This window comes from Litorilituus lipolyticus (genome assembly GCF_006439335.1).
GTDB lineage: Bacteria > Pseudomonadota > Gammaproteobacteria > Enterobacterales > Alteromonadaceae > Colwellia > Colwellia lipolytica.
Genome location: NZ_SAWY01000021.1, coordinates 139,374 through 166,335, shown reverse-complemented (window position 1 = coordinate 166,335; position 26,962 = coordinate 139,374). Strand labels below are relative to the sequence as shown.

At 38.3% G+C, this 26,962-nt stretch carries 23 protein-coding genes and 4 tRNA genes; 18 read left to right on the top strand and 9 right to left on the bottom strand.

What is annotated here, in order from left to right; translation table 11 throughout:
- Positions 1 to 3: 3 nt before the first annotated feature.
- From EPA86_RS11365 to leuS, 9 genes are all read right to left on the bottom strand, one after another.
- Complete coding sequence (locus EPA86_RS11365) at positions 4 to 831, bottom strand: septal ring lytic transglycosylase RlpA family protein (RefSeq protein WP_140603672.1); 828 nt, start codon at positions 829 to 831, stop codon at positions 4 to 6.
- Between the two features lie 61 nt (positions 832 to 892).
- Positions 893 to 2,008 carry a rod shape-determining protein RodA gene (rodA, locus tag EPA86_RS11360; RefSeq protein ID WP_140603670.1) on the bottom strand — a complete coding sequence of 372 codons (1,116 nt, stop codon included), beginning with the start codon at positions 2,006 to 2,008 and terminating at the stop codon, positions 893 to 895.
- A complete protein-coding gene (gene mrdA / locus EPA86_RS11355; RefSeq protein ID WP_140603668.1) occupies positions 2,008 to 4,038 on the bottom strand; it encodes a penicillin-binding protein 2 in 2,031 nt (676 codons plus the stop codon). The genes rodA and mrdA overlap by 1 nt, the downstream gene beginning before the upstream one ends.
- 45 nt (positions 4,039 to 4,083) lie before the next feature.
- The gene (rlmH, locus tag EPA86_RS11350) at positions 4,084 to 4,554 is read right to left on the bottom strand and encodes a 23S rRNA (pseudouridine(1915)-N(3))-methyltransferase RlmH (protein WP_118961062.1); all 471 of its coding nucleotides are present in this window, start codon (positions 4,552 to 4,554) and stop codon (positions 4,084 to 4,086) included.
- A 116-nt stretch (positions 4,555 to 4,670) separates the two neighbouring features.
- Positions 4,671 to 4,997, bottom strand: coding sequence for a ribosome silencing factor (rsfS, locus tag EPA86_RS11345; protein WP_140603666.1), 327 nt, complete (start codon positions 4,995 to 4,997; stop codon positions 4,671 to 4,673).
- Between the two features lie 91 nt (positions 4,998 to 5,088).
- A complete protein-coding gene (gene nadD, locus EPA86_RS11340; RefSeq protein WP_140603664.1) occupies positions 5,089 to 5,751 on the bottom strand; it encodes a nicotinate-nucleotide adenylyltransferase in 663 nt (220 codons plus the stop codon).
- Entirely contained in the window at positions 5,744 to 6,808 is a 1,065-nt protein-coding gene (holA, locus tag EPA86_RS11335; RefSeq protein ID WP_140603662.1) for a DNA polymerase III subunit delta, read from the bottom strand. Before holA ends, nadD begins: the two co-directional genes overlap by 8 nt.
- A 9-nt stretch (positions 6,809 to 6,817) precedes the next feature.
- Positions 6,818 to 7,342 (bottom strand): LPS-assembly lipoprotein LptE, encoded by a 525-nt coding sequence (locus EPA86_RS11330; protein ID WP_140603660.1) that lies wholly within the window; start codon positions 7,340 to 7,342, stop codon positions 6,818 to 6,820.
- A gap of 12 nt (positions 7,343 to 7,354) precedes the next feature.
- Positions 7,355 to 9,940 carry a leucine--tRNA ligase gene (leuS, locus tag EPA86_RS11325; RefSeq protein ID WP_140603658.1) on the bottom strand — a complete coding sequence of 862 codons (2,586 nt, stop codon included), beginning with the start codon at positions 9,938 to 9,940 and terminating at the stop codon, positions 7,355 to 7,357.
- A gap of 233 nt (positions 9,941 to 10,173) precedes the next feature.
- On the opposite strand from leuS, the gene EPA86_RS11320 reads away from it, so the two are divergent.
- The 18 genes from EPA86_RS11320 to nadA all read left to right on the top strand — a co-directional run bounded on the left by EPA86_RS11320 (position 10,174) and on the right by nadA (position 26,793).
- Positions 10,174 to 10,659 (top strand): zinc ribbon-containing protein, encoded by a 486-nt coding sequence (locus EPA86_RS11320; protein WP_140603656.1) that lies wholly within the window; start codon positions 10,174 to 10,176, stop codon positions 10,657 to 10,659.
- A 188-nt stretch (positions 10,660 to 10,847) separates the two neighbouring features.
- The gene (locus tag EPA86_RS11315; RefSeq protein ID WP_140603654.1) at positions 10,848 to 13,250 is read left to right on the top strand and encodes a Lon protease family protein; all 2,403 of its coding nucleotides are present in this window, start codon (positions 10,848 to 10,850) and stop codon (positions 13,248 to 13,250) included.
- A gap of 123 nt (positions 13,251 to 13,373) precedes the next feature.
- Positions 13,374 to 13,751, top strand: coding sequence for a hypothetical protein (locus tag EPA86_RS11310; RefSeq protein WP_140603652.1), 378 nt, complete (start codon positions 13,374 to 13,376; stop codon positions 13,749 to 13,751).
- Positions 13,752 to 14,016: 265 nt separating this feature from the next.
- On the top strand, positions 14,017 to 16,032 hold the full coding sequence (locus EPA86_RS11305; RefSeq protein ID WP_140603650.1) for a methyl-accepting chemotaxis protein: 2,016 nt from the start codon (positions 14,017 to 14,019) through the stop codon (positions 16,030 to 16,032).
- A gap of 160 nt (positions 16,033 to 16,192) precedes the next feature.
- The gene (locus EPA86_RS11300; RefSeq protein WP_140603648.1) at positions 16,193 to 16,798 is read left to right on the top strand and encodes a hypothetical protein; all 606 of its coding nucleotides are present in this window, start codon (positions 16,193 to 16,195) and stop codon (positions 16,796 to 16,798) included.
- A 451-nt stretch (positions 16,799 to 17,249) separates the two neighbouring features.
- Entirely contained in the window at positions 17,250 to 19,070 is a 1,821-nt protein-coding gene (locus EPA86_RS11295; RefSeq protein ID WP_140603645.1) for a DEAD/DEAH box helicase, read from the top strand.
- A 191-nt stretch (positions 19,071 to 19,261) separates the two neighbouring features.
- Positions 19,262 to 19,672 carry a tol-pal system-associated acyl-CoA thioesterase gene (ybgC, locus tag EPA86_RS11290; protein ID WP_170309638.1) on the top strand — a complete coding sequence of 137 codons (411 nt, stop codon included), beginning with the start codon at positions 19,262 to 19,264 and terminating at the stop codon, positions 19,670 to 19,672.
- Entirely contained in the window at positions 19,662 to 20,345 is a 684-nt protein-coding gene (gene tolQ / locus EPA86_RS11285; protein ID WP_140603641.1) for a protein TolQ, read from the top strand. The genes ybgC and tolQ overlap by 11 nt, the downstream gene beginning before the upstream one ends.
- 11 nt (positions 20,346 to 20,356) lie before the next feature.
- Positions 20,357 to 20,782, top strand: a complete 426-nt coding sequence (gene tolR / locus EPA86_RS11280; protein ID WP_140603639.1) for a protein TolR — start codon at positions 20,357 to 20,359, stop codon at positions 20,780 to 20,782.
- A gap of 1 nt (position 20,783) precedes the next feature.
- Positions 20,784 to 21,746 (top strand): cell envelope integrity protein TolA, encoded by a 963-nt coding sequence (gene tolA / locus EPA86_RS11275; RefSeq protein ID WP_246058373.1) that lies wholly within the window; start codon positions 20,784 to 20,786, stop codon positions 21,744 to 21,746.
- Positions 21,747 to 21,801: 55 nt separating this feature from the next.
- Positions 21,802 to 23,157 carry a Tol-Pal system beta propeller repeat protein TolB gene (gene tolB, locus EPA86_RS11270; RefSeq protein ID WP_140603637.1) on the top strand — a complete coding sequence of 452 codons (1,356 nt, stop codon included), beginning with the start codon at positions 21,802 to 21,804 and terminating at the stop codon, positions 23,155 to 23,157.
- Positions 23,158 to 23,212: 55 nt separating this feature from the next.
- Entirely contained in the window at positions 23,213 to 23,749 is a 537-nt protein-coding gene (pal, locus tag EPA86_RS11265) for a peptidoglycan-associated lipoprotein Pal (protein ID WP_140603618.1), read from the top strand.
- Between the two features lie 30 nt (positions 23,750 to 23,779).
- Positions 23,780 to 24,565 (top strand): tol-pal system protein YbgF, encoded by a 786-nt coding sequence (gene ybgF, locus EPA86_RS11260; protein WP_140603616.1) that lies wholly within the window; start codon positions 23,780 to 23,782, stop codon positions 24,563 to 24,565.
- A 175-nt stretch (positions 24,566 to 24,740) separates the two neighbouring features.
- A tRNA-Lys gene (locus EPA86_RS11255) sits at positions 24,741 to 24,816 on the top strand.
- A 45-nt stretch (positions 24,817 to 24,861) separates the two neighbouring features.
- Positions 24,862 to 24,937 (top strand) — tRNA-Lys (locus tag EPA86_RS11250).
- Positions 24,938 to 24,983: 46 nt separating this feature from the next.
- A tRNA-Lys gene (locus EPA86_RS11245) sits at positions 24,984 to 25,059 on the top strand.
- Between the two features lie 99 nt (positions 25,060 to 25,158).
- Positions 25,159 to 25,234: transfer RNA gene (locus tag EPA86_RS11240), tRNA-Lys, on the top strand.
- A gap of 518 nt (positions 25,235 to 25,752) precedes the next feature.
- Complete coding sequence (gene nadA / locus EPA86_RS11235; RefSeq protein ID WP_140603614.1) at positions 25,753 to 26,793, top strand: quinolinate synthase NadA; 1,041 nt, start codon at positions 25,753 to 25,755, stop codon at positions 26,791 to 26,793.
- The last annotated feature ends 169 nt before the right edge of the window (positions 26,794 to 26,962 follow it).

Below are 26,962 nucleotides of genomic sequence, written 5' to 3'. Positions count from 1 at the left end.
TTTTTATAAGACAGTTTGCCTAGGATAAGCGCTTGGGTAGCCATTCTCTTTTAAAGACTTTAACAACTTGTTTAACGTAGTAAGATTGTTTATCGGCCCAATTTGAATACGGTATATACCTTGGTGCTCAGGGTATTTTACTGTTTGATTATATTGCTTTGTTAATTTTGCTGCTGTTGACTGAGCGACTTCTACTTTACTGGTAGCAAAAACCTGAATGTAAGTTGAGTTTATCGAAGCCTGTGAACTTTGTTGTTTTTCTTTTTGAGCTTTTTTCGGTGAAAAATCAGTAATTGCGGTAATCTTTACTTTAGCTGTACCTGTTTTTAGCATGTCTAATTTGTATGCTGCACTGTAAGATAAGTCAATAATACGTGACTGATGAAATGGCCCTCTATCATTAACCCGCACAATGACCGATTTATTATTTACCAGATTAGTAACTTTCAAATACGTTGGTAAGGGTAAACTTTTATGGGCGGCACTCATGGCATACATATCGTAAATCTCACCATTTGAGGTTAAGTGGCCATGAAACTTCTCACCATACCAAGAAGCAATCCCTTCTTGTTCAAAACCATTGGTATCGGTTAAAACTTTATAGTGCTTACCAAGTACTTGATAATCTTTATTACCACCACGGCTATAAGGCTCTGCCCTTGCTATCGCATCTTTTTGTTCTGCTTGGGTTGGTAAACGTGTAGGGGTACTGTCTTTATGTTGTTGATAACGACCCGTTGAAGAGCAACTCGCTAGTAGGCTAATTGTGACTAGGCCAATTAATGCATGTAAGGAATATTTTGTTTGCTTAAAATTTGTCTTAGTTATCATCAATCCTTACCATATTATTCATTACATTTACTGTGAAGGCGTAGCCACTACTATAGTCATGTTATACATGAAAACGTCTATGAGTACTAATCGCCATTAGCATGCCAAATCCTGCCAATAATGTCACCATTGAAGTACCGCCATAACTGACTAACGGAAGCGGGACACCAACAACAGGGAGTAAGCCAGAAACCATGCCGATGTTGACAAAAACGTAAACGAAAAATGTTAAGGTGATACTTCCCGCTAATAACTTAGTAAATGCGTGTTGTGCATTAACCGCAATCCATAAACCACGCATAACAATAAAGAGGTAAACCGCAAGTAGTACAGCAACCCCTATTAAACCAAATTCTTCACTGAACACAGAAAAAATAAAGTCAGTGTGGCGCTCAGGCAAAAACTCTAGTTGTGATTGTGTACCTTGAAGCCAACCTTTGCCCTCAACGCCACCAGAGCCGATGGCTATTTTTGATTGAATAATATGATAACCCGAGCCAAGTGGATCTTGTTCAGGGTTTAGAAATGTCATAACACGTTGTCTTTGATAGTCTTTCATCAAAAACATCCATAAAATAGGTGCAAAAGCTGATGCAAGTCCCGCACATATAGCGATGAGTTTCCAGCTTGCTCCAGCAAGGAAAATAACGAAAATTCCTGAGCTAGCTATCAACAAAGAAGTACCAAGATCAGGCTGCTTGGCAATTAATAAGGTTGGAATAAGTACCAGTACAAAAGCTTGAATAACCGTAAAAACTTTTACAGGTAAATTATCTTGGCTGATAAACCAAGCGATCATAATGGGTACAACTAGCTTCATTATTTCAGAGGGTTGAAATTTTGTTACCCCTAGATCTAACCAGCGTTGAGCGCCTTTACCTACATGGCCAAACAGTAAAACACTAACGAGCATTAATACCCCGACAACAAATACCGGTACAGCCCACTTTCGATAAGATAATGGCGGAATTTGTGCCACAAATAGCATGACGATAACAGCAACACCTAAACGTTTACCATGGCGATAAACGATGTCCATTTCCTGGCCACCAGCACTATAAACAATAAAGCAGCCGAGTGTCATTAACGATAAAATACCTATTAACAATGGTAAATCGATATGCAGTTTTTGCCAAACACTACGAACTTGTTGTTGATCTTGACCAGTACTTCTCATCAGTAAGAAACATCCTGTTGTTGCGGAGCTACTTGTTGATTATTCACTAACTGTGAATGAACAAGGGGATTGTCATGATTATGGTCACCATGATGAACAATTGTAGAAACACTGTTCTTCTTTTGAGTTTGTGCGCTTGAGGTGATTACTCTATCACCAAAATATTGATCCATGATTTGCCTTGCCACTGGCGCAGCATTGGTAGCACCCCCACCTTTTGCAACATTTTCTATCGCTACGGCTACAACAATTTCCGGTGCTTCATACGGGGCAAAAGCAATAAACATGGCATTATCACGTTTACTTTCCTCTGTTTTTTCAGCGTCGTATTTTTCATCTTGTTTTATTCTAGCTACTTGTGCAGAGCCTGTTTTACCGGCAGCATCATATTGACTGCCTTTAAATGCAGCATGACCTGTTGCTCCTAATTTTTGTACTGTGCTGTGCATAGCATCAAGAACGGTGCGCCAGTTGTTACTATTTTTTAATTGAATAGGAGCCTGTGCCTCATAAACAATTTCTTTGTTAACATATTTAACGGTATTATCTTCTGTTGTCACTGCCTCTCGAGTGGCTTTTAATAAATGAGGGACTTTTCGCTCACCTTCATTAACCAACGTTGTTAATGCTTGGGTTAATTGCAGTGGGGTAACTGTCCAATAACTTTGCCCTATACCTACAGATAAGGTTTCACCCGTGTACCATGGCTTATTATAACGGCCACGTTTCCAGCCAACACTGGGCATTATCGCTTTACTTTCTTCATGAATATCTATGCCGGTATAATCACCAAAACCAAAGTTTTCCATCATGGTGCTGATTTTGGTAATACCTAATTTGAAAGCCAAATCGAAGAAGTAAATATTGCATGACTGCTCAATGGCTCGTGTTAAATCAACCCAGCCATGACCCCATTTCTTCCAATCTCGATATTTGTTAGGTAATCCTTCCAATTGATACCAACCTGGATCCCAAACTTTGGTATCAGGAGTGATGATGTTTTCTTCTAGCCCTGTTAACGCTAAGAAGGGTTTGACTGTTGAAGCTGGAGGATAACCTTGCACACTACGATTAATCAAAGGCAAGTCTTTTGAATTTAATAAGTTGCGGTAGTTTTTACTGCTAATTCCATGAACAAATAAGTTGCCATCGTAGCTGGGATTCGAATACATGGCGAGGACTTCACCACTTCGCGGGTCCATAGCGACAATAGCACCGCGTTTTCCTGACAGCGCTCGTTTAGCGATCATTTGCAATTCAATGTCTAGTGAAAGAGTTAAATCTTTGCCAGGGATCGGGGGAGTATAGTCCAACGTTCTGACGACTCTACCTTGGTTATTAATTTCCACTTCTTGGTGACCAATGGTGCCATGAAGTATATCTTCATAATATTTCTCGATTCCCAGTTTACCAATACCGTAAGTTGCGGCGTAATTCTCAGCTTTACCTTGTTGTTCTAACTTATTAGCATCTTTACGATTTATTCTAGCTACATAGCCAAGGTTATGAGTCGTTAAATCGGCAAAAGGGTAATAACGTTTTAATCGAGCATCAACAAAAACACCAGGGAACTTGTGCTGATTAACAGAAAAGAGAGCTACTTGTTGATCACTTAATCTTGAATGCAGTTCAACAGGTTTGAAACGTCGCTTTCCTCGTATAGCTTTGAAGAATTTGTCTTGTCTCTCTTCGCTTATGCCTAATAGTTCACTGACTTGTTTAACACTTTTTTTAATGTCTTTGACATCTTCAGGAATGATTTCCAAACTATAAACGGGCTTGTTATCCGCTAAAAGCACTCCGTTTCGGTCATAAATCAACCCACGGTTTGGAGCAACAGGCAATAGTTTGATGCGGTTTGAGTTTGAACGTGTTTGGTATTTTTCATAGGCAGATATTTGCAGGGTAAATACATTAGCAAATAAAATGATCAACAGCGCAAGTACACCACAAAACGCAATAAACGAGCGTCGAGCGAATAAGTTTGCTTCTGCTGTTTGATTTCGAATGATGACTCGACGCGGCGCCATTATACTTCCTTGCTAATGCAGTGCTCTGTTGTGAACATCACGATATCACTCTCTATGGTATGGGTGATTGGTATTAACACTCCAAGCACGATAAAGGCTTTCGGCGATTAATACACGAACCATAGGGTGGGGTAATGTTAATGGAGATAAAGACCATTTTTGCTCAGATGCTTTAATACAAGCGGGCGCTAGACCTTCTGGGCCACCCACTAGTAATGCAACATCTCTTGAATCTAATTGCCAGCGCTCAAGTTGAGAGGCTAATTTTGACGTAGTCCAAGGTTGCCCTTCAACTTCTAACGTGACAATTCTATTGCCTTTGGGAATAGCGTTAAGCATGAGTTCGCCTTCTTTTTCAAGAATGCGAGCAATATCTGCATTTTTACCACGTTTTCCCGCTGGGATTTCAACTAAGTGAAAGCTTAAATCACGGGGAAAACGTCTGCTGTATTCTTCAAAGCCTTGAGTCACCCAATTAGGCATTTTGCTGCCAACAGCATATAAGGTAAGTTTCATAAATTAAATTGAGTCAACCACTAGACAATTGAAAGTAAACGCTTTGTATTATATGAGTTGTAATACGTTAAAAAAGTTTCATCTTGTAAGCAAATATTTGCTTATTATTTACTTAGTTATTCGCTTTCAGCCCAAAGTTGCTCGAGATTGTACTTGTCTCTTTGCTCATCCGTCATGATGTGAACAATAATATCACCTAAATCAACAAGTGCCCATTCGCCAACATCGTTGCCTTCCATGCCTCTAGGTTCAGAGCCAGCAGCTCGACACTCAGTAGCAACAGATTGTGCTATAGATTTTACATGACGGTTAGAGTTACCTGAGCAGATAATCATGTAGTCAGCAAAGCTTGCTTTGTCGGTTATGTTTAGAGAAACAATATCTCTACCCTTCATGTCTTCTAATTTTTCAATGACAAATGCTGTAAGTGCGTCTGTTTGCAAGGTCTTATTCCTATTTTTACCATGGGTTTACTGTGCGCGGATTAAGTGCGCAGTATGAATAGGGTAATACTATCATTTTTTATCGGTGGGGTTAACGATAAAGCTGATTTTTGTTGATAAATTCTATGATTTCGCTCGAAAGCCATTGCTGACAAGATTGTTCTTTTTGAATGAATTGGCGTATTTGGCTTGAAGAGATATCTATATGTATAGGGTCTGCAAAAAGAATTTGTCCAACACTATCGTTTGAATCTGTATTATCTATCTGACCACGATGAGAATGAACCAATGCTTTGGTTTCTTCATTGAGTTGGTTAATACAGTAGTTTGGGCGAGTATTAACGACTAAATTACAAAGGGTCAATATTTCTTGGTAGTGATACCAAGTGGTGAAGCTTTGTAGCGAATCCATACCGATAATAAAATACAGCACGTTATCTGGGTATTCTTGTTTGAGCTGTTTTAACGTATCAACAGTGTAGGAGTATCCTGCTCTGGCTATTTCTCGTTGATCACATTGGAAAATTGGGCTTTGCTGGCAAACTAGTTCCACCATGCTTGCTCGCTGTGTTGAACTTGCGTGAGGGGATTTATCACTCGTAGATTTATGAGGCGGTATATGGGCGGGAATTAACAAAACCTTTTCTAAATTAAGCCAGTTTGCAACAGATTGAGCTGATGCTATATGACCACAATGAATTGGGTCAAAGGTGCCGCCAAAAATACCTAAGCCTTTGAATGCTTTCTTAGCCATAATTCAAATCGAATTGTTCAGTGATTTCGCCATGGTAAAGGGTGACGCATAAATCAGCTAATAGTAAAAAGACATTAAACTCACTTTGACTTTTACTCAATAAATCAATATCTGCCAATCGTGTTAAGGCTCGCTGTACATTAGCTAAGCTAATATGTGTTAATGCATGTTGATATAGTGGTTTACGCTTATCCCAAATACGATATTGTTTATAAAGATCTGCATGAGACTTCCCTTGCTCAAGCTGCGAAAGCATAAGGTACAGTTGATGTATTTCTTTATGAAAAACCCAAATTAACTGTCCAACGGCTGCACCTTCTTGCTGAAGTTGATCAAGTATTCGAATGCATTTTTTACAATCACCTTGCAGTAAGACATCAATAATCTGAAAAGGGTTAAATTTCGCCTGATTGATAACAATATTTTCAGCTTGTTCAAGCGTTATCACAGATTGCCCAAAAAGGATTGATAACTTTTGCAGTTCTTGTGAAAGTGCAGGTAGGTTTCCCTCAAATAACTCAAGTAATAAACTACTGACTTCAGGTGTGAAATTTAATTGTAATTGCCTGGCTTGATTATTTAACCAACGGGGTAAGCTTTTTACATCTAAATCATAAAGAGGTAAGTAACAGCCTAATTGATTTAAGCCTTTAAACCATTTTCGATTAGCCGTAGCACCGTCGAGTTTATTACCATGAAAGATGAAAATAACATCTTGATTGGCCATTCCTGCTTGTTGATCTTGGGTGAGCCTTTCAGTTAATTCAATAAGTACTTTACTGCCTGCATCACCAATTTTTCCGCTAGTGAGTTCAACCTCAATAATGCGTTGGCTGGCAAAAAGACTCATGGACTGGTATTCATCTAATAGCTGTTGCCAATCAAAGCTATTTTCAGAACTAAAGCGGATCAGCTCTTCAAAGCCATTATTTTTGGCGGCATTTTTAATCGTACTTAAACTGTTATCTTTTTGCCAGGGTTCATCACCAAAAACCAACCAGACAGGGATAAACCTTTGACGTAAAGTTTGCTCTAGTTGGTTATGGTATATTTTCAAAAGGCAGCCTTAAGATTTACGATGAATTCTTGCCATGTCTCGCAATATTTTGTCGGCAGCAGAGGTTCTCATTTCACTTAAAAGTAATGAAAGCTCTCTACTTTTTGCAAGGGCTAAGTTCGGATCGTCTTGATAATCTCGGTAAAGTTCAAAGCGAAAATTTTGAGCGTCTTGGTTACTAAAGCGTAACTGATAATGTACTGAGTAAATAAGCTCGTATTCTGCTACTTGACCATTAGGAAATACCGATAAAGTGCGTCTATCTAATTTATCTGAGACTAAACGTAATTCCGGTACATCTTGCTGACTTTGCTTAACCACCTTAACTTGGTTACGCACTAAGTGAAGCTTGAGTAAGCGCGTTAATTCACCGTGAACATCACTTGAACTGACGTATAAGGTTTGTAATTCGTCATCAAGTAAATAATCGCCTCTTAATTGAAAGCCACAACTTGATAATAAACTGATGAAAAGTATCGCAATAAGCGATACTTTTCGTTGATTTAACAGCTTGTTTTTAATGTTTATAAACATCGAAAATCACCATTAATTAGCCACAATGTTAAGTAACTTGCCCGGTACGTAAATCACTTTACGTATTGTTTTTCCGTCAGTAAATTTCACAACATTTTCATCTGCTAAACCGATTGTTTCGACGGTTTCTTTATCCGCATCGGCAGCAACGGTAATTTTAGCGCGTAATTTACCATTTACTTGCACAATGATTAACTTTTCATCTTCAACTAAGGCACTTTCATCAAGTGTAGGCCAGCTGGCATCTTCAACATGCTGTTCTTTATCTTGTGAGACAAATTGCCATAAATGGTGACATAGATGTGGCGTGATAGGTGCTAGCATTAAGACCACAGCGCGAACAGCTTCTAACATTACAGCGCGATCTTCATCTGAGTCTAATTTAGCTTTACTTAGATGATTCATTAACTCCATGATTGCAGCAATAGCGGTATTAAAGGTATTACGACGTCCAATATCATCACTCACTTTAGCGATTGTTTTATGTAATTCACGACGTAAATTTTTCTGTGCGCTATTTAGGGTTAAGCCCGCTAATTCAGGAGCATTACCACTTTGAGTAAAATCATGAACTAATTTATAGACACGTTTAACGAATCTGTGTGCGCCTTCTACACCGGCATCAGACCACTCAAGTGTTTGCTCCGGTGGGGAGGTAAACATGATAAATAATCGAACGGTATCTGCACCGTATTTTTCAATAACTTCTTGTGGGTCAATACCGTTATTCTTCGATTTTGACATTTTACTCATGCCAGCAGAAATAACCGCGTCACCGTCAATTTTACTCACTGCAGAAGTTACTTGGCCCTTTTCATTGCGTTCAACGGTTACATCACTAGGTGCAATCCATTCCTGTGCGCCGTTGTCTGCTTCTCTATAGTAAGTGTCAGCTAAAACCATACCTTGACACAATAAGCTTTTAAATGGCTCATCGCTGTCAACTAAACCAACATCACGAAGCAATTTATGGAAAAATCTTGCATAGAGTAAATGTAAAATAGCGTGCTCAATGCCACCGATGTATTGATCAACAGGTAGCCAGTAATTGGCTTTTTCAGGATCTAACATTTGGGTGTCATCATTTGGCGAGCAATAGCGTGCGTAATACCAAGAAGACTCCATGAAAGTATCAAAGGTATCTGTTTCTCGAAATGCGGCTTCGCCGTTATAAGTTGTTTTGGCCCACTCTGGATCATCTTTGATAGGTGACGTTACGCCATTCATAACGACATCTTCAGGTAATTCAACCGGTAAGTCACTTTCTGGAACAGGTACCGATTCACCGTTTTCTAAGTTTATCATTGGGATAGGAGTACCCCAGTAACGTTGTCTTGAAACCCCCCAATCTCGTAATCGATAATTAGTGGTTACTTTACCTTTATTTTCACTGATTAATTTATCGCTGATGGCTGTAAATGCTTTTTCAAAGTCTAAACCATCAAATTCTCCAGAGTTGATTAATAGCCCTTTCTCAGTGATTGCAGCCTTGGCAATGTCATCACCTTCTTGTGCTTCAATGACTTGCTTAATGGTTAAGCCGTATTTTTGCGCAAATTCATAATCTCGTTGATCATGACCAGGCACTGACATTACCGCTCCTGAACCATAATCCATTAACACAAAGTTAGCTGCCCATACAGGTACTAACTCACCAGTTATTGGGTGAATTGCTTTTAAGCCGGTATCAACACCTTTTTTCTCCATTGCCGCCATATCAGCTTCAGTGGTTTTGCTGGTTTTACATTCGGCAATAAAAGCAGCAAGCTCAGGGCTGTTTTTAGCAGCAGCTAAACTCAATGGATGCTGGGTCGCCAGAGCAACATAAGTAACACCCATTAAGGTATCTGGACGTGTGGTATATATATCAAAGCTTTCGTTTGAGCCTTCAACGTTGAAGGTCATTTCAACACCTTGTGAACGACCAATCCAGTTACGTTGCATGGTTTTAACTTGCTCAGGCCAGCCAGTTAACTGATCTAAATCGTCAATTAATTCTTCAGCGTAATCAGTAATTTTAATAAACCATTGTGGAATTTCTTTTCTTTCAACCAAAGCACCAGAACGCCAGCCACGACCATCAATAACTTGTTCGTTAGCTAATACGGTTTGATCAACAGGATCCCAGTTTACCGTTGCGTTCTTTTTATACACTAAGCCTTTCTCATATAGTTTAGTGAAGAACCATTGTTCCCAACGGTAGTAATCTTTTTTACATGTTGCTAATTCACGGTTCCAATCATAAGCAAAACCTAATGACTGAAGCTGGTTACGCATATAATCAATGTTCTGATAGGTCCATTTACCTGGTGCGGTTTTGTTCTTTATCGCAGCGTTTTCTGCAGGTAAGCCAAATGCATCCCAACCCATAGGTTGCATGACATTTTTCCCTTGCATTCGTTGGTAGCGAGAAATAACATCACCAAGACTGTAATTACGAACATGACCCATGTGCAGTCGACCACTTGGGTAAGGGAACATGGCTAAACAATAAAACTTTTCTTGGCCAGGCTTTTCAGTTGCTTTAAACGTATTGTTATCAGTCCAGAATTTTTGTACTGTATCTTCAATAGCTTGGTGATTATAAATGGATTCCATTAATGCGTTCTCGAATACTAATTGAGGAGGTTTTTCGCCATCGTTGGATAACGTATCAAAAAAAGCAATGTATGTGCTTTGCTAACGTTAACTCGTGCTAATAAACCGAAGTTAAATTATCGCGATAGAATACCTTATCTGTAAAGAGAATCCAATTGCTATTACGCTGAGCGCAATAGAGAAATTTGTCTATACTTTTAATAATGAGTGTTAATTACTTTAAGGAATCGATAATGGCGAAGAACAATGATTATTTTGCTGAAGTTTATCAAAAGCTTAATGCTTGGCTAGAGGAAGTGAAAACTGAACAGAAACCTCGCATTGAACACTTTTTAAAACAGGCTAAAAGTTATGCTATAGCTGCTGAAGAGATGTCTGAGGAAAAGCTACATCAGTTTATGGCTAATTTGCGTTATGACTTACAAGACTTTTATCAGCAAAATCAATCTGAAGCGAAGCACTCAGTGTATTTAGGTTTACTCAATGAGGCACTATGGGATAATTTGGCACAACTAACGGATAAATCTCAAGTAGAGTGGGCCGAGTTAATTGAAGATTTTGAGCATGATGGTCAATATCATACTGGAGACTTCATCGGTTTTGGCCAGTTAACTTGTGATAAATGCCAACAAACCTTAACTGTTATGCATCTATCTGAAGTTGCACCGTGTGCTCATTGTGGGGGTAATAGCTTTACCCGCGTACCATTGACCCCTTAATTTCAGATTGTTAGCAAATAATAATTTGGGTAGACTGCCCCTAACAATATAACCCAAGGTAAAGTAAGTAATATTTGCTTTATCTGATGTGTCATTTATTAATTCAGTATTACGCTTTGTGAGTCACAGGTATGAAGGCCTCATACTCGGTATAAATCAATAGCAAGCGCTAATATTAAAGGAACCCTATGAGCAAACACTCTGAAGATCTTTCTCAGTCAACACGTTTAACTCCTTCTCAATTATCGGCATCATTATCTGCTTCCCTTTTTTCACAAACCAAAGATGCCAGTCAAATTTCCCAAGCATTTGTGGGTCATCATAGAGCTAAAGAAGCGTTAGATTTTGGTTTATCAATGAAGTCAATCGGTTTTAATGTTTATGCTATGGGAGAGCACGGAACAGGAAGGCAAACTTTAATAAAACAGATGCTTAACGAGGTGGCCGTTAAGCAACCTACACCAGCAGAGTGGTGTTATATCAACAATTTTGATGAAAGTCATATGCCAACCAAGCTTTATGTTAATCCAGGTGATGGCAAGCAACTGATATCAAGAATGAATAAATTTATTGATGAACTATTAGATTTATTTCCTGAGATTTTTGATAACCCAGGTTATCAAAGACAAAAGGCCGCGATTGATCGAGAATTTAACCAAAAATATGATCAAGCGATTGCGACAGTTGAAGATATTGCTCTAAAAGATAATGTTGTTTTATATGAAGAAAATGGTGAAGTGGGTTTTTCACCGCTAGTTGACGGTAAACCATTAAACGATAAAGAATTTGCTAATTTAGCTGAACCGGAAAGAGTTAAATTTTACCAATTGTTAGCTGAGCTAGAAGTGGTGCTAGCAGAACAACTTTTAGAATTACCGTTATGGAAACGTCATTCTTCAGATCAGCTACGTAAGTTGAAATATGACACAGCTGAGCAAAGTATAAAGCCATATTTAGCTGAACTAGAACATGAATTTGCCACTAATGACGGTGTATTAAAGTATTTAACCAAAGTTAAAGCCCATGTCGTTGATGCTGTTCTTGAAATATTAGTGACCGACAGTGAAGAAACCGCAACGGATAAAGAGTTGCGAAAACTGATGGTTGAACGCTTTTTACCTAATTTATTAGTTGATCGGGAAGGTGTAGAGGGCGCTCCAGTAATCTATGAACAAAATCCAACCTATCAGAACTTATTTGGTCATGTTGATTTTGCAAGTTTTCAAGGAGCGAGTTATACCAGTTATCGCTTAATACGTCCGGGGGCTTTGCATAAAGCCAATGGTGGATATTTATTATTAGATGCAGATAAAGTATTGAGTCAGCCTGCCGTTTGGTCTCGATTAAAGCTAGCCTTAAAAACCCAGCAAATCGCTATTGAAAATCCGTATTCTGAATATACCCAAGCATCAGGTTATACGCTTCAGCCTGAAAAAATACCATTACAAGTTAAGGTGGTATTACTTGGGGATGGTGAATTGTATTACACCTTGCAAGATTATGATCAAGAGTTTACTGAATTATTTAGAGTACTTGCGGACTTTGATCGACATCTAGAAAAAAATGATGAGAATTTAATCGCTTTTGGTAATCTCATTCGCCAACGTGCTCATAAGCATGATTATCCTCAAGTGTCCGATGAAGCTGTTTTAGCTTTGGCTCGCTATGCTTTGCGTCGAGGTGAGCATAAGCACAAAATATCAGCCAATATTGTACAAGTTAACGATTTATTAGACGAAGCAAATTACTGTTGGCATAAACATGGTGGTAATGGTGAATTAACGGCAAAACATATAGAAATGGCATTGTCTGCTAAGCATAGACGCATTGGTCGATTGAGTGAGACTTGGCTAAGTGAAATAAAGGAGCAACAAGTACTGATTAGTACTGAAGGCGAGAGTGTTGGTAGAGTTAATGGTCTTACGGTACTTGAAATAGGTGATAGTGTTTTTGGTACGCCAGCGCGTATAACGTCAACGGTATATGCCGGTAGTCAAGGTGTTACGGATATTGAAAGAGAGGTGGATTTAGGTAAATCTATCCATTCAAAAGGGGTGCTTTTATTAACGGGGTATTTAGGCCATAAATATGGCCAAACGTTTCCTGTAACGATTTCGGCAAATATAGCTATAGAGCAATCATACGGTCATATTGATGGTGATAGTGCATCAATGGCAGAATTGTGTGCTCTCATTTCATCTATCACTTTATTACCCATAGACCAAGGCCTTGCTATTACTGGTTCCATTAACCAGCATGGAGAAGTGCAATCAATTGGCGGTGTGAATGAGAAAATCGAAGGTTTCTTCAAGTTGTGCCAAGATAAAGGATTAACAGGCGAGCAAGGAGTTATTATACCTAAAACGAATGTGATTAATTTGATGCTATCAAGTGATGTTATTGAAGCGGTTGAGCAGCAGAAATTCTCTATTTATGCCGTTGAAAGTATTGATCAAGCATTGGAGTTATTAATGCGAACTAAAGCAGGAAAAATAAGCAGTACAGGAAGGTATCCTAGAAAATCAATTCATGCTTTAGCATTAGATAAACTTTCCGCTTTTGCTGATATTTTAAATGGTGAAGAGGAATAAAACCCAAGAAGCTAATTAAACTATTTACACTTAGCTAAGTATTAATATTCATGATTATTGTGAAGATATTTAGTTAAGCTGTTTTAAGTTATCTAAATATGCTAGTTAGTTGCAAGGATTATTATGGCGAAGCAATTTCGAGAAAGTAAATATCTAAACGAATCAGGTACAGCCAAGGGAAATTGGTATATGAATCGGTTAGATTACTTTAAATTTTATCAATACCCAGAATATAAGAAGCATAAGATTTTATCTTTGCTAATAGGTATTATTTGCTTTTTGTTAACCTTGAAGTTATTGCCATTAACTTTTTGGGGGGCTTTGCCTTTTTTATACATCAGCTATCTCTCAATGAGAGTCTTTGTACTTCTCCACACCCGAGTATGCCGCTATAAAGGGTATTTTTTAATACCAAAAAAGATTGTTGCTTTTTTAAGAGCGCGAGAAATAGAGCTTGATGTTAATGACTTTGATTCAGTTGCAACGATGAATAATAAATAGCCTGTAATACCATCCTCGTTAAAATTAAATAATATCAATACAAAGCTTTTCGTTAAGAGCAATAATAAGTTTATTATCTCGTACCGCCTTTATAAGACAACACCTTGTAAGTCTGAAACATTTCTCATTCTGTTCATCTATAACTTTTCACTTTTAGCTATAGAAAGGGCAATTCTCTATTGCACTGAGTTTCTAAATAAGATATTCATATATTGTATACCATGAAGTTCCTGGGTAAGTCGTTTGTATTAGTAGTGAGGTGTAAATGCAATTTATTCGTAATAGTTTAATAAGACAGTTTCTCTTTGGTGTCGTTAGTGCTTTGATAATAATGTCATTTCTATCAGCTTTATTTCAGATTAATAAAGTGGATAACGATTCGAAAATAGCACAGCAGTTAGAAGTAAACAGGATGTTAAACCAATTGCAGGACAAAATTAGTAATATGCTGTATTCAAGAAATAATCAGCTTGATGCAATATTTACTCACCCAAATACCATCCAAGGAATTGCTTCAATTCAACAACGTGGCATTGCGTTTGATGGCCATCCAGAGTTAACTCCCGTAACCACATATTTTCAACAGCTAATTAAATTAGATCCCTCTGTAGTAAATCTTTTTTTCACAACAACTGCAACATGGGAATATTACGATCAAGTGCGTAAAAATGAAGACCCTGATTATTACATTAATCAAAGACCATTTTGGCAGGAATTTCTATCGCAAATGAATCATTACGTGAATGATCCTTACCGTGATAACGATGGCAAGTTTTTAATGACTTTTCGTTCACCAATTTATGATACTGATAAACAGTTGATTGGTACTGCTGGCCTTGACCTAGATTTGCAGCAAGTTAATGAAGAGCTTGCCTCTTTGCAGAGCAACTACGATGGCTTGGAAGTTTTTGTAGTCAGTGATAGTGGCTTGATGGTGAGTTTTCCGTCAATGAGACAGCAAATGGAGAAAATGAGGGTTGATGTTCTTGATACAAAAGAAATAGATAAAGTTTATCAGTCATATCAAGCAGGAGGTTTTGAAAACTTATGGCAAAATTATAATCAAAAGCAACAAATGGATCATCAAGTTGATTTTAATGGTCAAAGCTATCAAGTCTTCATGCGTAAGTATGACCGTGAAGTGCCTGAGGTTAACTGGAGTATCGCGGTTATGTTGCCAACTGAAGCCATCGATGCTCCTGTTTCTGATGCTATTTGGGAGAATGTTACCTCTATATTTTTATTCACCCTTTCGTTAGGTATTTTTGTTTGGTTTTTTACACGCTGGCAGTTTAAACCACTTAACGAAATTCAAGAGGCTATGGTTGATATTAGCCAAGGCTCAGCTGATTTAACTCAACGTATTCGTATTAAACGTGCCGATGAAATAGGGCAACTTGCCCAAGCTTTTAATGCTTTTGTTGAAAAAATACAAGTAATGGTAGATGAGTCAAATCAATTAGCTGTTCAATTTACCCATGATGCAAAAGTTGCACTGGATGATACCAACTCAACAAGGGACTTGATTGAGCAACAGAAAGGACAATTGGCTAATGTAGCGAGTGCCTCTGTGGAAATGGATCAGACAACTGAGCATGTTGCAAAACGAACAGAAGAAATTTCTCATATTTCTTCTAGCACACGTAATGGTGTTGCATCAGGCGTAGATAAAATAGAGCAAGCAAGTGGTCAAATGGCACGTCTGGCTGAGCAGACAAAGAGTGCTGCTGATGTGGTTGCAGAGCTTGAGATAGAAACGAATTCAATTGGTGAAGTTGTTGAAGTCATTAGAGGTATTGCAGAGCAAACCAATTTACTTGCACTGAATGCAGCTATTGAAGCAGCAAGAGCGGGAGAGCAAGGCAGGGGGTTTGCTGTCGTTGCTGATGAAGTTAGAAATTTAGCTTCTAGAACTCAAGATTCAACAACGCATATCCATGAAATAGTGGCTAAGTTACAAACATCGGCACTAAATGCGGTATCAGCCATGAATAACAGTCAATTAGAGGCGAATGAAGGTAAAGAGTTTACTTTGTCTATCATTCCTATATTTCAAGAAATCCTGGGTTCAATGACTGATCTAGAGCAACATATGGTCGATATTGCTTCCACTATCAGTGAACAATCTTCAACAGCAGCAGAGATGAACCGACTGATCGTTGATGTTGATGAAATTGCGAGTGAAACGGTTGAAAAATCAACGCACCTTGCTAAACAGATCCAGTCTACAGAGGATAAATCTGAAGCGTTGCTGCAAAATTTAGGTAAGTTTAAGTTTTAACCACTGAATCGCACCCTGTGAGTAATCGAACTCACTTGGTGCACTGGTAGAGTTTATAAGAGTATAAAACAAGAATTAGATAGAGTTGTACGTTATTTGAACTAATTGAATGTTTCCTATATAGTTCGCGCAACAAAAATAATAAGAAAGCGTTAATTATATGGAATTCTCATCAGAAGAATTAGATTTCTTTAAAAATATATTTAGTGAGCCTGTTGTTGATTGCTCGTTAAATCAAAATAAGCATAAATTGAGTGTACAAACTTCTATACCTAGTAATCTTAAGACTATTTTAGGGAATAGTAAGTTAACTTTGCTCGCTGAAATCAGCCACTATCAGTTATGGTTTCCTGTTTCTATCAGTTTGAGTGAAGCAGGAGATTTTATCCCCGAACTTGGTATTCCAGAAATAATTGATGTACAAGGTAGCGAACGAAGCTGGCGCGTGAATACACCTGAAAATGTTTCACTGTTTAATTCATGTCAAAATCAAGAAATAGAAGTGTTATCTTTATCTGGAACAGGGGTGACATTTAAAGCTAAAAACAATGGCGAAACCATTAAACAATTAGAAAATGCTTCCCTCGAAATGCGACTTCCTGATAAACAACGTGTAAAGTTAGCATTAGACCCCGTTCGCTCAGAAGACGATGTAATTGCCGCAAAATTTAAACATTTTGAGCAAGGTAGAGAGTCACTAAGAAAATTCCTCTATAATTCCCATAAAACAAAATATTCAGAATTATATGAAGACATTATTCTATAAAGTTACTTTTTAATTTATGCTGTTTTACGTTATTTCTTGCCTACAAGCTATTTTTCTGTATAATGCGCGCCTCAACGACGAGATGTCGCTTTTTTGAACTATTTTGATAATTAAAAAGAGCGATATGATACTCAGGATGAGTTTTACTGTTTATTTATCAAGATACGATAAAACAGTTCGAGATGAGTGAGGGTTATACCGCCCTATAGACTTACCACGCTAGTAGCTCCTATTAGCCAGAAATATAGTGTTTGAATACGCTATGCGCCTTAAGTCTCCCTGGTGGTTTCCTCGTATATGTACGCAGGTTATAGACTTAGCAATTAAAAATTAGATTGTTTATTACGCTTTTAAGTGGGCTTTTGGCTGCTTTGAAGGCGGGGATTCTTTTGCTTTTTAATAGTTGTTTGTTGTCACTAACAAAGCCTGCCTTGAGAAGATGACAAATTTTATGACAGAACAAAACAAAGCCTCAGCAACTAATGCCACTGAAGGCAACGCTTCAGAACAAACTGCCTCAGTTACTTTTGATACATTAGGCTTACCAGAAAAGTTACTTTCTGCTTTAACCGAGATTGGCTTTTCATCAGCAACAGCAATTCAAGCACAAACAATTCCACCTTTATTAGCAGGTAAAGACGTTTTAGGTGAAGCGCAAACAGGTACGGGTAAAACCGCAGCTTTTGGTTTACCTGCACTAGCAGCCATTGATACCTCAATTAAAAAACCTCAATTAATGGTATTAGCACCTACACGTGAATTAGCCATGCAAGTTGCTGAAGCTATTGAATCTTTTGGTAAAAACATTAAAGGCTTACGTGTTGCAACTTTATATGGTGGCCAATCTTACGGTCCTCAATTTCAACAATTAGAACGTGGCGCACAAGTCGTTGTTGGTACGCCAGGTAGATTAATGGATCATCTACGTCGTAAAAGCTTAAAATTAGATTCGTTAAGTTACTGTGTACTTGATGAAGCTGATGAAATGTTAAACATGGGCTTTTTGGAAGATATTCAATGGATTTTAGATCACCTACCTGAAAGCACTCAAATGGCGTTGTTCTCGGCAACGATGCCGCCAGCAATTCGTAAAATTGCTAATAAGTTTTTGACTGATCCTGAACATATTAAAATCGAAGCTGTAAAAAAAGCCAAAGCAAATATTAAACAGTTTGCATGGAAAGTTAGTGGTATCAATAAAATGACAGCTTTAGAGCGTATTGCCGAAGTTGTTGATTATGATGCGATGATAATTTTTGTACGTACCCGCAACGATACCGTTGATGTGGCAGAAAAATTAGAGCGTGCTGGTTACCCAGCATTAGCACTAAATGGCGATATGAACCAAGCACAGCGTGAGCGTTGTATTGATCAGATGAAGTCAGGTAAGTCATCTATATTAGTGGCAACAGATGTTGTTGCTCGCGGTTTAGATATTCCACGTATATCTTTAGTGATTAACTATGATTTACCGGGTGATAATGAAGCTTATGTTCACCGTATAGGTCGTACTGGTCGTGCAGGTAGAGAAGGTACTTCAATTTCATTCGTTCGTCCACGTGAGATGTATTCATTACGTCATTATGAACGTTTAACGTCAGGCAAGGTTGAAATGTATCAATTGCCTAGCATTCAAGAGATTGGCAAAACTCGTATAGAACGTACTCGTAATGAAATTGCTGAAATTGCTGCGAATAAAGACATTAGCGCTATGCGTGAAATTGTTGAAAAAATGGCGGAAGAGTCAGAAGTTGAGTTACTTGATTTAGCGGCAGCATTATTGTTCCAAAAGCAACTTAAACAGCCATTACAACCGAAAGAAGATCCAAAACCACGTCGTGATTCACGCGAACGCAATGACCGTGGTAACCGCGATGGTCGAAAAGACAACCGTCGTGATGCTCGAGGTGAAAGCAGAGGTCATCGTGGAAGTGAAGGGCGCGGCGAAAGAACACGCAAGCCTAAAGTTGCTCGTAATGATGTTGATTGGCAAACATATCGCCTAGAAGTAGGTAAAGATCATGGTGCAAGACCTGGTGATATTGTTGGTGCTATTGCCAATGAAATTTCATTAGACAGTAGTTACATTGGTCAAATTAACTTGCACGAAAAGCATAGTTTTGTACAACTGCCAAAAGGTATGCCTGCAGACTCATTTAAACGCTTAAAAGGTGTAAGAGTTCGTCGTCAACCATTAGCTATTTCTGCATCTGAAGCGCAAGCGCCAAGTCAACGTCCAGCGCGACGTGATCGTAGCCAGCGTCATAATTAATTTTGATGTGGCTATTTATATTTAAAGGCGCCTTTTGGCGCCTTTTTTTATGGAAACTCGCTTTATTGAATTTAAATCGCTTAATAATTGCAAAAAATTGTAATTTATTATGTGCCTTGCCTTGTTTGCCAATCACTTTATCTATTACTATATAGCCAATAAAAAAATCTATCACAAATACTGAATTATCAATGCCATCCCAAGAGCACAATCATTCAATTAGAGTATATTATGAAGATACCGATGCCGGCGGTATTGTCTATTATGCTAACTATTTAAAGTTTTTCGAACGAGGAAGAACTGAGTGGTTAAGAGAGATGGGTATTAATCAGGCATTTTTTTTAGAACAACAGCTAGGTTTTGTTGTCAGAAAGGTAGAAATGGATAACCTTGCTTCGGCAAAATTAGATGATGTTCTTAATGTACACTCAACAATTGTCACCCTCAAAAGAGCGAGTTTGGTCTTCCAACAAGAAATTAAAAGTCAGCACCAACAATTACTTTGCACTGCCAAAGTTAAAATTGCTTGTGTAGATTTTAAAGCCAATAAGCCGTGTGCTATTCCCGAATCGATATTAGGAGCGTTTAAACGTGTCAGCTGAAATCTCATTTTTTCATTTATTTTTAGAAGCAAGTATTTTAGTTCAATTGGTCATGCTGACTTTACTTATTTTTTCTATTGTTTGTTGGGCGATGATCTTTCAACGCAGAAAGATCCTTAGAAATGCGGTGCAACAATTAAAAACCTTTGAAGATAAGTTTTGGAGCGGTGCTGATTTAAGCAAACTTTACAGTGAAATTTCAGCAAAAAGTAACATACAAGGCATTGAAAGTTTATTTGTATCAGGCTTCAAAGAGTTTGCGCGTTTACGTAAAAGTAATATTAATAACCCTCAAATCATCGTAGATGGTACTCATCGTGCTATGCGAGTAGCCCTGTCAAGAGAAGTCGACAGCCTCGAAACTCATTTACCTTTTATGGCAACGGTTGGCTCAATTAGTCCTTATATTGGCTTATTTGGTACGGTGTGGGGCATCATGAATTCATTTATTGCTTTAGGTTCCGTTAAGCAAGCGACTCTTGCAATGGTTGCTCCAGGTATTGCTGAAGCTTTAATTGCCACCGCAATGGGACTATTTGCAGCAATACCTGCCGTTATGGCATATAACCGTTTTAGTCACAAAGTCGAAAAACTTGAAAACAGTTACGGTAACTTTATGGAAGAGTTCTCAAGTATTTTACAGCGTCAAACAGCTGCAGAATCGAATGCTTAACGGAGAAGCTTATGTATCAAAGAGTTAGGCGCCGTAAAGTAGCTGAAATTAATGTTGTTCCTTACATTGATGTGATGTTGGTATTACTGATTATTTTTATGGTAACAGCACCACTTATAACACAAGGTGTAAAAGTGGACTTACCTCAAGCTGACGCTGAACCTATGGATGAAGACAGCAAAACGCCACTGGTAGCATCTGTTGATGCCCAAGGGCGCTACTACTTAACGGTTGGGGCAGATGATAAAACGCCAATGTCAGCCGAAGAAGTTGCTACTTTAGTTAAAGCACATTTAGAACTAGAACCAGATACGCCTGTGGTTGTGAATGGTGATGGTGCTGTGTCTTATGATGCAGTTATTCAGTTAATGGTGCTTTTACAGCAAGTTGCTGGTGTACCCTCTGTTGGTTTAATGACAGACTCTGTGGAGAAGTAAGGTGAGTCAGAAGTACCTTAATACCCCCTATATAAAAGCACTTTGGCTAAGTATTGCTTTACATGCAGTAATGATCGCTGTGTTGTTTATTGGTGATTTTTCTTCAAAACCCAAAGAGCGACCAGCGCCAAGTATTCAAGAAATGCAACCCATTCAAGCTGTTGCTGTAGATAAAGCAAAGCTAGATAAAGCTATTAATAAAATCAAAAAACAAAAGAGTGATGCATTAGCTGCTGAGAAAAAGCGTATAGAAAATATTGAGCGACGCGCAGCCGAAGCGAAAAAACGTCGTGCTAAAGAAGAAGCTCGAATAAAAAGGCTTGAAAAGCAACGCAAACAAAAAGAGCAAGAAAAAATAAAAGCGGATAACGCAGCAAAAAGTGCTAAAGCTAAAGCGGCGAAGGCTGAAAAACTTCGAAAACAAAAAGAACAAGAAAAGAAAAAGGCAGAAGATGCAGCAGCTAAAGCTCGTTCAAAAAGAATAAAAGAAGAAGCTGCAGCTAAAAAAGCGGAAGAGCTTCGTAGGAAGAAAAAAGCCGAAGCGGAAGCAAAGCGTAAGAAAGAATTAGCTGAGAAAAAACGTAAAGAAGCAGAAGCAAAAGAAAGAGCGAAACAAGAAGAAATGCTTGCTCAGCAAATGGCTGCTGAAATGGCGAGCCGTAATAAAGCCCGTCGTCAGCAAGTGCTTTCTGAAATTGATCGTTTTGCCGCTTTGATTAAGCAATCAATTAACCGTAATATGATAAAAGATCGTAGTACTATGGCGGGAAAAACCTGTAAATTAACAATAAGTCTTGCACCATCAGGCTTCGTAACTCAGGTTGTTATTGGTCAAGGAGACAGGGTAGTATGTGAAGCGGCAAAAACAGCTATTTATAAGGCTGGTACGTTACCTGTATCGAAAGACCCTGAAGTATTTAAAGAAATGCGCAAGATAGCCGTGACTGTTGTGCCTGAGTTTTAGCATTAACGTTATCGTTTAACCTAATAATAATTTAAGAAGAAGATTGAAGAACCAAATGAAATTTAAATTACTCATAACTGTTTTTATTAGCTTATTAACTTTGCTAACGTCAACACGAGCTATGGCTACCCTAGAAATAGTCATCACGGGTGGTATAGATAGTGCTCGCCCGATTGCAATACTACCTTTTAAATGGACAGGTAATTCTGAGTTACCTGAACGCATATCTAAAGTGATTAGTAATGACTTATTGCGCAGTGGTAAGTTTAGCCCAGTGTCGTATGATAAATTTCCACAAGTGCCAACCTCAGCGCAAAATGTTGATTACAGTGCTTGGGCAAGTGAAGGAATAGAAGCCATTCTTATTGGCGAAATAACAGAAGTATCGATGGGTATATACCAAGTAAGTTACCAGTTGATAGATGTTATTAGAGGGCAGGTGACTGGTGGCCAAACAACCATGTTAAGTAATGGTGAGTTAGTTGAAGCGCAAGATCATATATTAGCGCAAAGAAGTGCTGATATTAGTAGTGAACAATTCCGCCGATACGCACACAGTATTAGTAATGTGGTTTATGAAAAATTAACAGGTAGTAAAGGTGCATTTTTAACTAAAATTGCTTACGTTATTGTTCGTGATCAAGGAAAGTACCCGTATCAGTTAGCGATAGCTGATTATGATGGTTTTAATGAGCAAGTCTTGTTAAGTTCTGATGAACCGTTAATGTCTCCTTCTTGGCATCCAAATGGCGAGCAATTAGCGTATGTTACATTTGAAAATCGTCAGGCTCAAATACATGTTTTAGATATTTACACTGCGCAGCGTCAATTAATTAGCTCTTTTAAAGGCATTAATAGTGCGCCACGTTTTTCTCCTGACGGGAAAAGCATGGCAATGGTTCTATCAAAGGATGGTAATCCAGACCTTTATGTAATGAACTTGGCAACGAAAAAATTACGTCGTGTAACCAGAAATAGAGCCATTGATACCGAACCAAGTTGGACGCCAGATGGAAATTCATTAGTATTTAGTTCAGAACGGGGTGGTAAACCTCAGCTATATCGCGTAAATTTAGTCGATGGAAAAATTCGACGATTAACGTTTGATGGTGAAATGAACTTGGGCGGTTCTGTTACACCAGACGGTAAACAGTTAATTATGGTGAATAGAACACGTGGTCAATACCGTTTAGCTAAGCAAGAATTTGATTCTGGCATCTTTCAGGTATTAACAAAAACGCGACTAGATGAATCACCAAGTGTTTCGCCAAATGGTGGAATGATAATTTACAGTACACTTCATAATAACCGTCAGGTATTAGGTTTAGTGTCTGTTGATGGACGATTTAAAGCTCGGTTACCAGCACTTGATGGGCAAGTAAAGGCTCCTGCATGGTCACCGTTTTTATAAAAATATATTGAACACTTATTTAAACTTACTATTTTTTAGAACAAAGGATAATAAAATGCGCTTAAACAAAACAGTAAAAAGCTTAGCAATCGCTTTACCTTTATTAGCTTTAACAGCTTGTAGCTCTAACTCAGATACTGAAGAGCAAAGCCAAGTAGATACTAATGCTCAAGTAACTCAAAATGCTGAAGATAGCGTACAAGTAGCAGCTGCTAAACGTGAAGCAGAAATTCAAGAGCAAAAGCGTCAGCAACTAGCTAAGTTACGTTCAGAGCATATCGTATATTTCGGTTTTGACGTTTCAAATGTAAGTGATGAGTACGCAGCAATTTTAGATGCTCATGCAAAATTCTTAAACGCTAATTCTGATGTGAAAGTATTAGTTGAAGGTCATGCTGATGAGCGCGGTACGCCAGAGTACAACATTGCTTTAGGTGAGCGTCGTGCAAAAGCTGTTGTAACCTATTTAGAAAACATGGGTGTTGACTCAAGCCAATTATCAGTTGTTAGTTACGGTGAAGAAAAGCCAATGGTTATGGATCGCACAGAAAGTGCTTTTGCTAAAAACCGTCGTGCTGTATTAGTTTACTAAACCACCACTCTTAACTATTCAGGTAGATAAATGAAACTAAACAAAGTTTTATTTGGTATCTTGTTAACGGCTAGTACCTCCTCGGTATTAGCCGTTCCTCAAGCGCCAGTCGTCGATGTCAATTCAAGTAACTATGGCTCTTCAAGCTCTTTATCAGAGCAGCTCACTGTTTTAGAACGTAAGTTAGACTCTAGGAATAGAGCTCAAGTTAAGATCCAGCGTCAGTTAGATCAGTTGCAAACTGAAATGAATGAATTGCGCGGTGTAACAGAGTTGCATACTCATCAACTTAGCCAAGTACTAGAGCGTCAGAGAGAGCTTTATCAAGAACTCGATAGACGTGTTAGTGAAGCGCTAAAGTCGAATGACCCCGTGCCTAGTGTTATCGCAAGTAATACAAATTCAGCACCTGTATCAACAGGCCAAAGTTATAGTAACGACTTAACTGAAAATGAAGCTTATGATAGAGCGCTAAACTTAGTGCTTAAAGATAAGCGTTATGAGCAAGCGATACCTGAATTTAGAGCCTTTAATAAAAGCTTTCCTCAATCAACTTATGCACCGAATGCACATTATTGGTTAGGGCAATTGCTATTTAACAAGGGCGAGCTAGTTGAAGCAGAACAAGAGTTTAGAACGGTTGTTGAACAGTTTACTGATTCAGCTAAGCGTCCTGATGCTTTGCTTAAGCTGGCAATGGTCGCACAAAAGAACAATAACAACGCAAAAGCTAAACAGCTTTATCAACAATTGTTGAAAGAGTACCCAGATTCAACATCTGCAAAGCTTGCTAAACCACGTTTAGAAAGCTTGTAATTGAACTTAAATAACATTGTTGGATTTCGTTTTTGATGATAAATGTAGCGTATTGCTGTGTTTTTAGCCGAACAGCTAATAATATTAAAAAAAACGAAATTTATTGTTGCACTTAAAAAAATTATAAGTATCATATGCCCCGCGTTGGACGAGCAGTTCAACGTAGTACAAATGACGGTCGTTAGCTCAGTTGGTAGAGCAGTTGGCTTTTAACCAATTTGTCGAAGGTTCAAATCCTTCACGACCGACCACTTTAATCACCAATTATCGTGTCATTTGTATGTGTAAATAGTTATCGGTCGTTAGCTCAGTTGGTAGAGCAGTTGGCTTTTAACCAATTTGTCGAAGGTTCAAATCCTTCACGACCGACCAATTTCATTATGAATGAGTTCGGCGAAACTATTTACTTATCTACCATCGGTCGTTAGCTCAGTTGGTAGAGCAGTTGGCTTTTAACCAATTTGTCGAAGGTTCAAATCCTTCACGACCGACCACTTACTTTAAATCTATTAAGATTAATTGATAAGTTGAAAGTTTTTCTTTCAAAACTATTCTATTCTTTAATTAGAATAAACACAGAAAACATCTATCATCGGTCGTTAGCTCAGTTGGTAGAGCAGTTGGCTTTTAACCAATTTGTCGAAGGTTCAAATCCTTCACGACCGACCACCTTTTTTGAGTTATTCATCAAGTCAAACAAAAGCCAAGGCTTTTAACCGCATTAACTCATAAATCGAAAGTTCAAATCCTTTACGACCGACCACCTTTTTTGAGTTATTCATCAAGTCAAACAAAAGCCAAGGCTTTTAAACGCATTAACTCATCATTCGAAGGTTCAAATCCTTCACGACCGACCACCTTTTTTGAATTATTCATCAAGTCAAACAAAAGCCAAGGCTTTTAACCGCATTAACTCATCATTCGAAGGTTCAAATCCTTCACGACCGACCACCTTTTAGAATCCTTCACGATCGTTTGCCTATAATACTATTAAGTACTTCTGAAACGTTACTGCCTCAATTATTCATGGGTAAATAGTTTCAATCAATAGTTTTTACTTACAGCTATAGAATTGCATTACTATTTAACAATAATTAGTTAAAGGCTAGGCTAAATCTATAGTACACATTTACAGTGCTTTCACATATAATTGCGCCGTTAAAAAATGTCCCAAATTAGAGATTAACATGAGTCAAACTAATACAGCTGTCGAATTTGATTTTCAATTTCCTGCGAAACCAAAACCATTGTCGCAAGATGAAAAGTCGCTTTATAAAGAAAGAATAAAGCAATTACTGATTGAGAAGAATGCTGTCTTAGTTGCTCACTACTATACTGACCCCGAGATTCAAGCATTAGCTGAAGAGACGGGTGGATGCGTAGCTGACTCTCTTGAAATGGCTCGTTTCGGTAATAAACACCCCGCAGACACATTGATTGTTGCAGGTGTAAAATTCATGGGTGATACTGCTAAGGTTTTAACTCCTGAAAAAACAGTAATTATGCCAACGCTTGAAGCAACTTGCTCTTTAGATTTAGGCTGCCCAATTGAAGAGTTCTCTGCATTTTGTGATCAGCACCCAGATCATACTGTTGTGGTATATGCCAATACCTCTACGGCGGTAAAAGCGCGTGCAGACTGGATTGTGACTTCTTCTTGTGCCTTAGAAATTGTTGAGCATTTAGAAGAGCAAGGGAAAAAGATTATTTGGGGACCTGACCGTCATTTAGGTAACTATATTCAACGTGAAACGGGCGCAGATATGCTGATGTGGCAAGGTGCATGTATTGTTCATGATGAATTTAAAACGAAAGCACTGCGCGATATGAAAGCAATGCACCCTGATGCGGCAGTATTAGTTCATCCTGAGTCACCCCTTGAGATTGTTGAATTAGCCGATGCTGTGGGCTCTACAAGCCAGTTAATTAAGGCGGCTCATGAACTGCCAAACCAAAAGTTCATTGTCGCAACAGATAGAGGCATTTTTTATAAAATGCAGCAACTTTGCCCTGAAAAAGAATTTTTTGAAGCTCCTACTGCAGGTGAAGGCGCAACATGTCGTAGCTGTGCACATTGTCCTTGGATGGCAATGAATGGCTTAAAAGAAATAGAAGATGCTTTACTCGATCCTAAAGGTAGAGAAGTCTTTGTAGATATGAATTTAAGAGAAGGTGCCTTAAAGTCATTGAATCGCATGTTAGACTTTTCAGCGAGCATAAAGCGATAAAAGAGCTTTGAATTAACGTGAATGCTTGAAAACTCAGAAATTAAGTTGATATAGGTGAAATTACCTTGCGTTAAATTGGAATATTACCTAACATAGCGCTGCTTAAAAGTGTCGATAACACTTTAAAATATCAACAGTGCTAAAATAGCGTTCTGGCTCATCGGCCTTT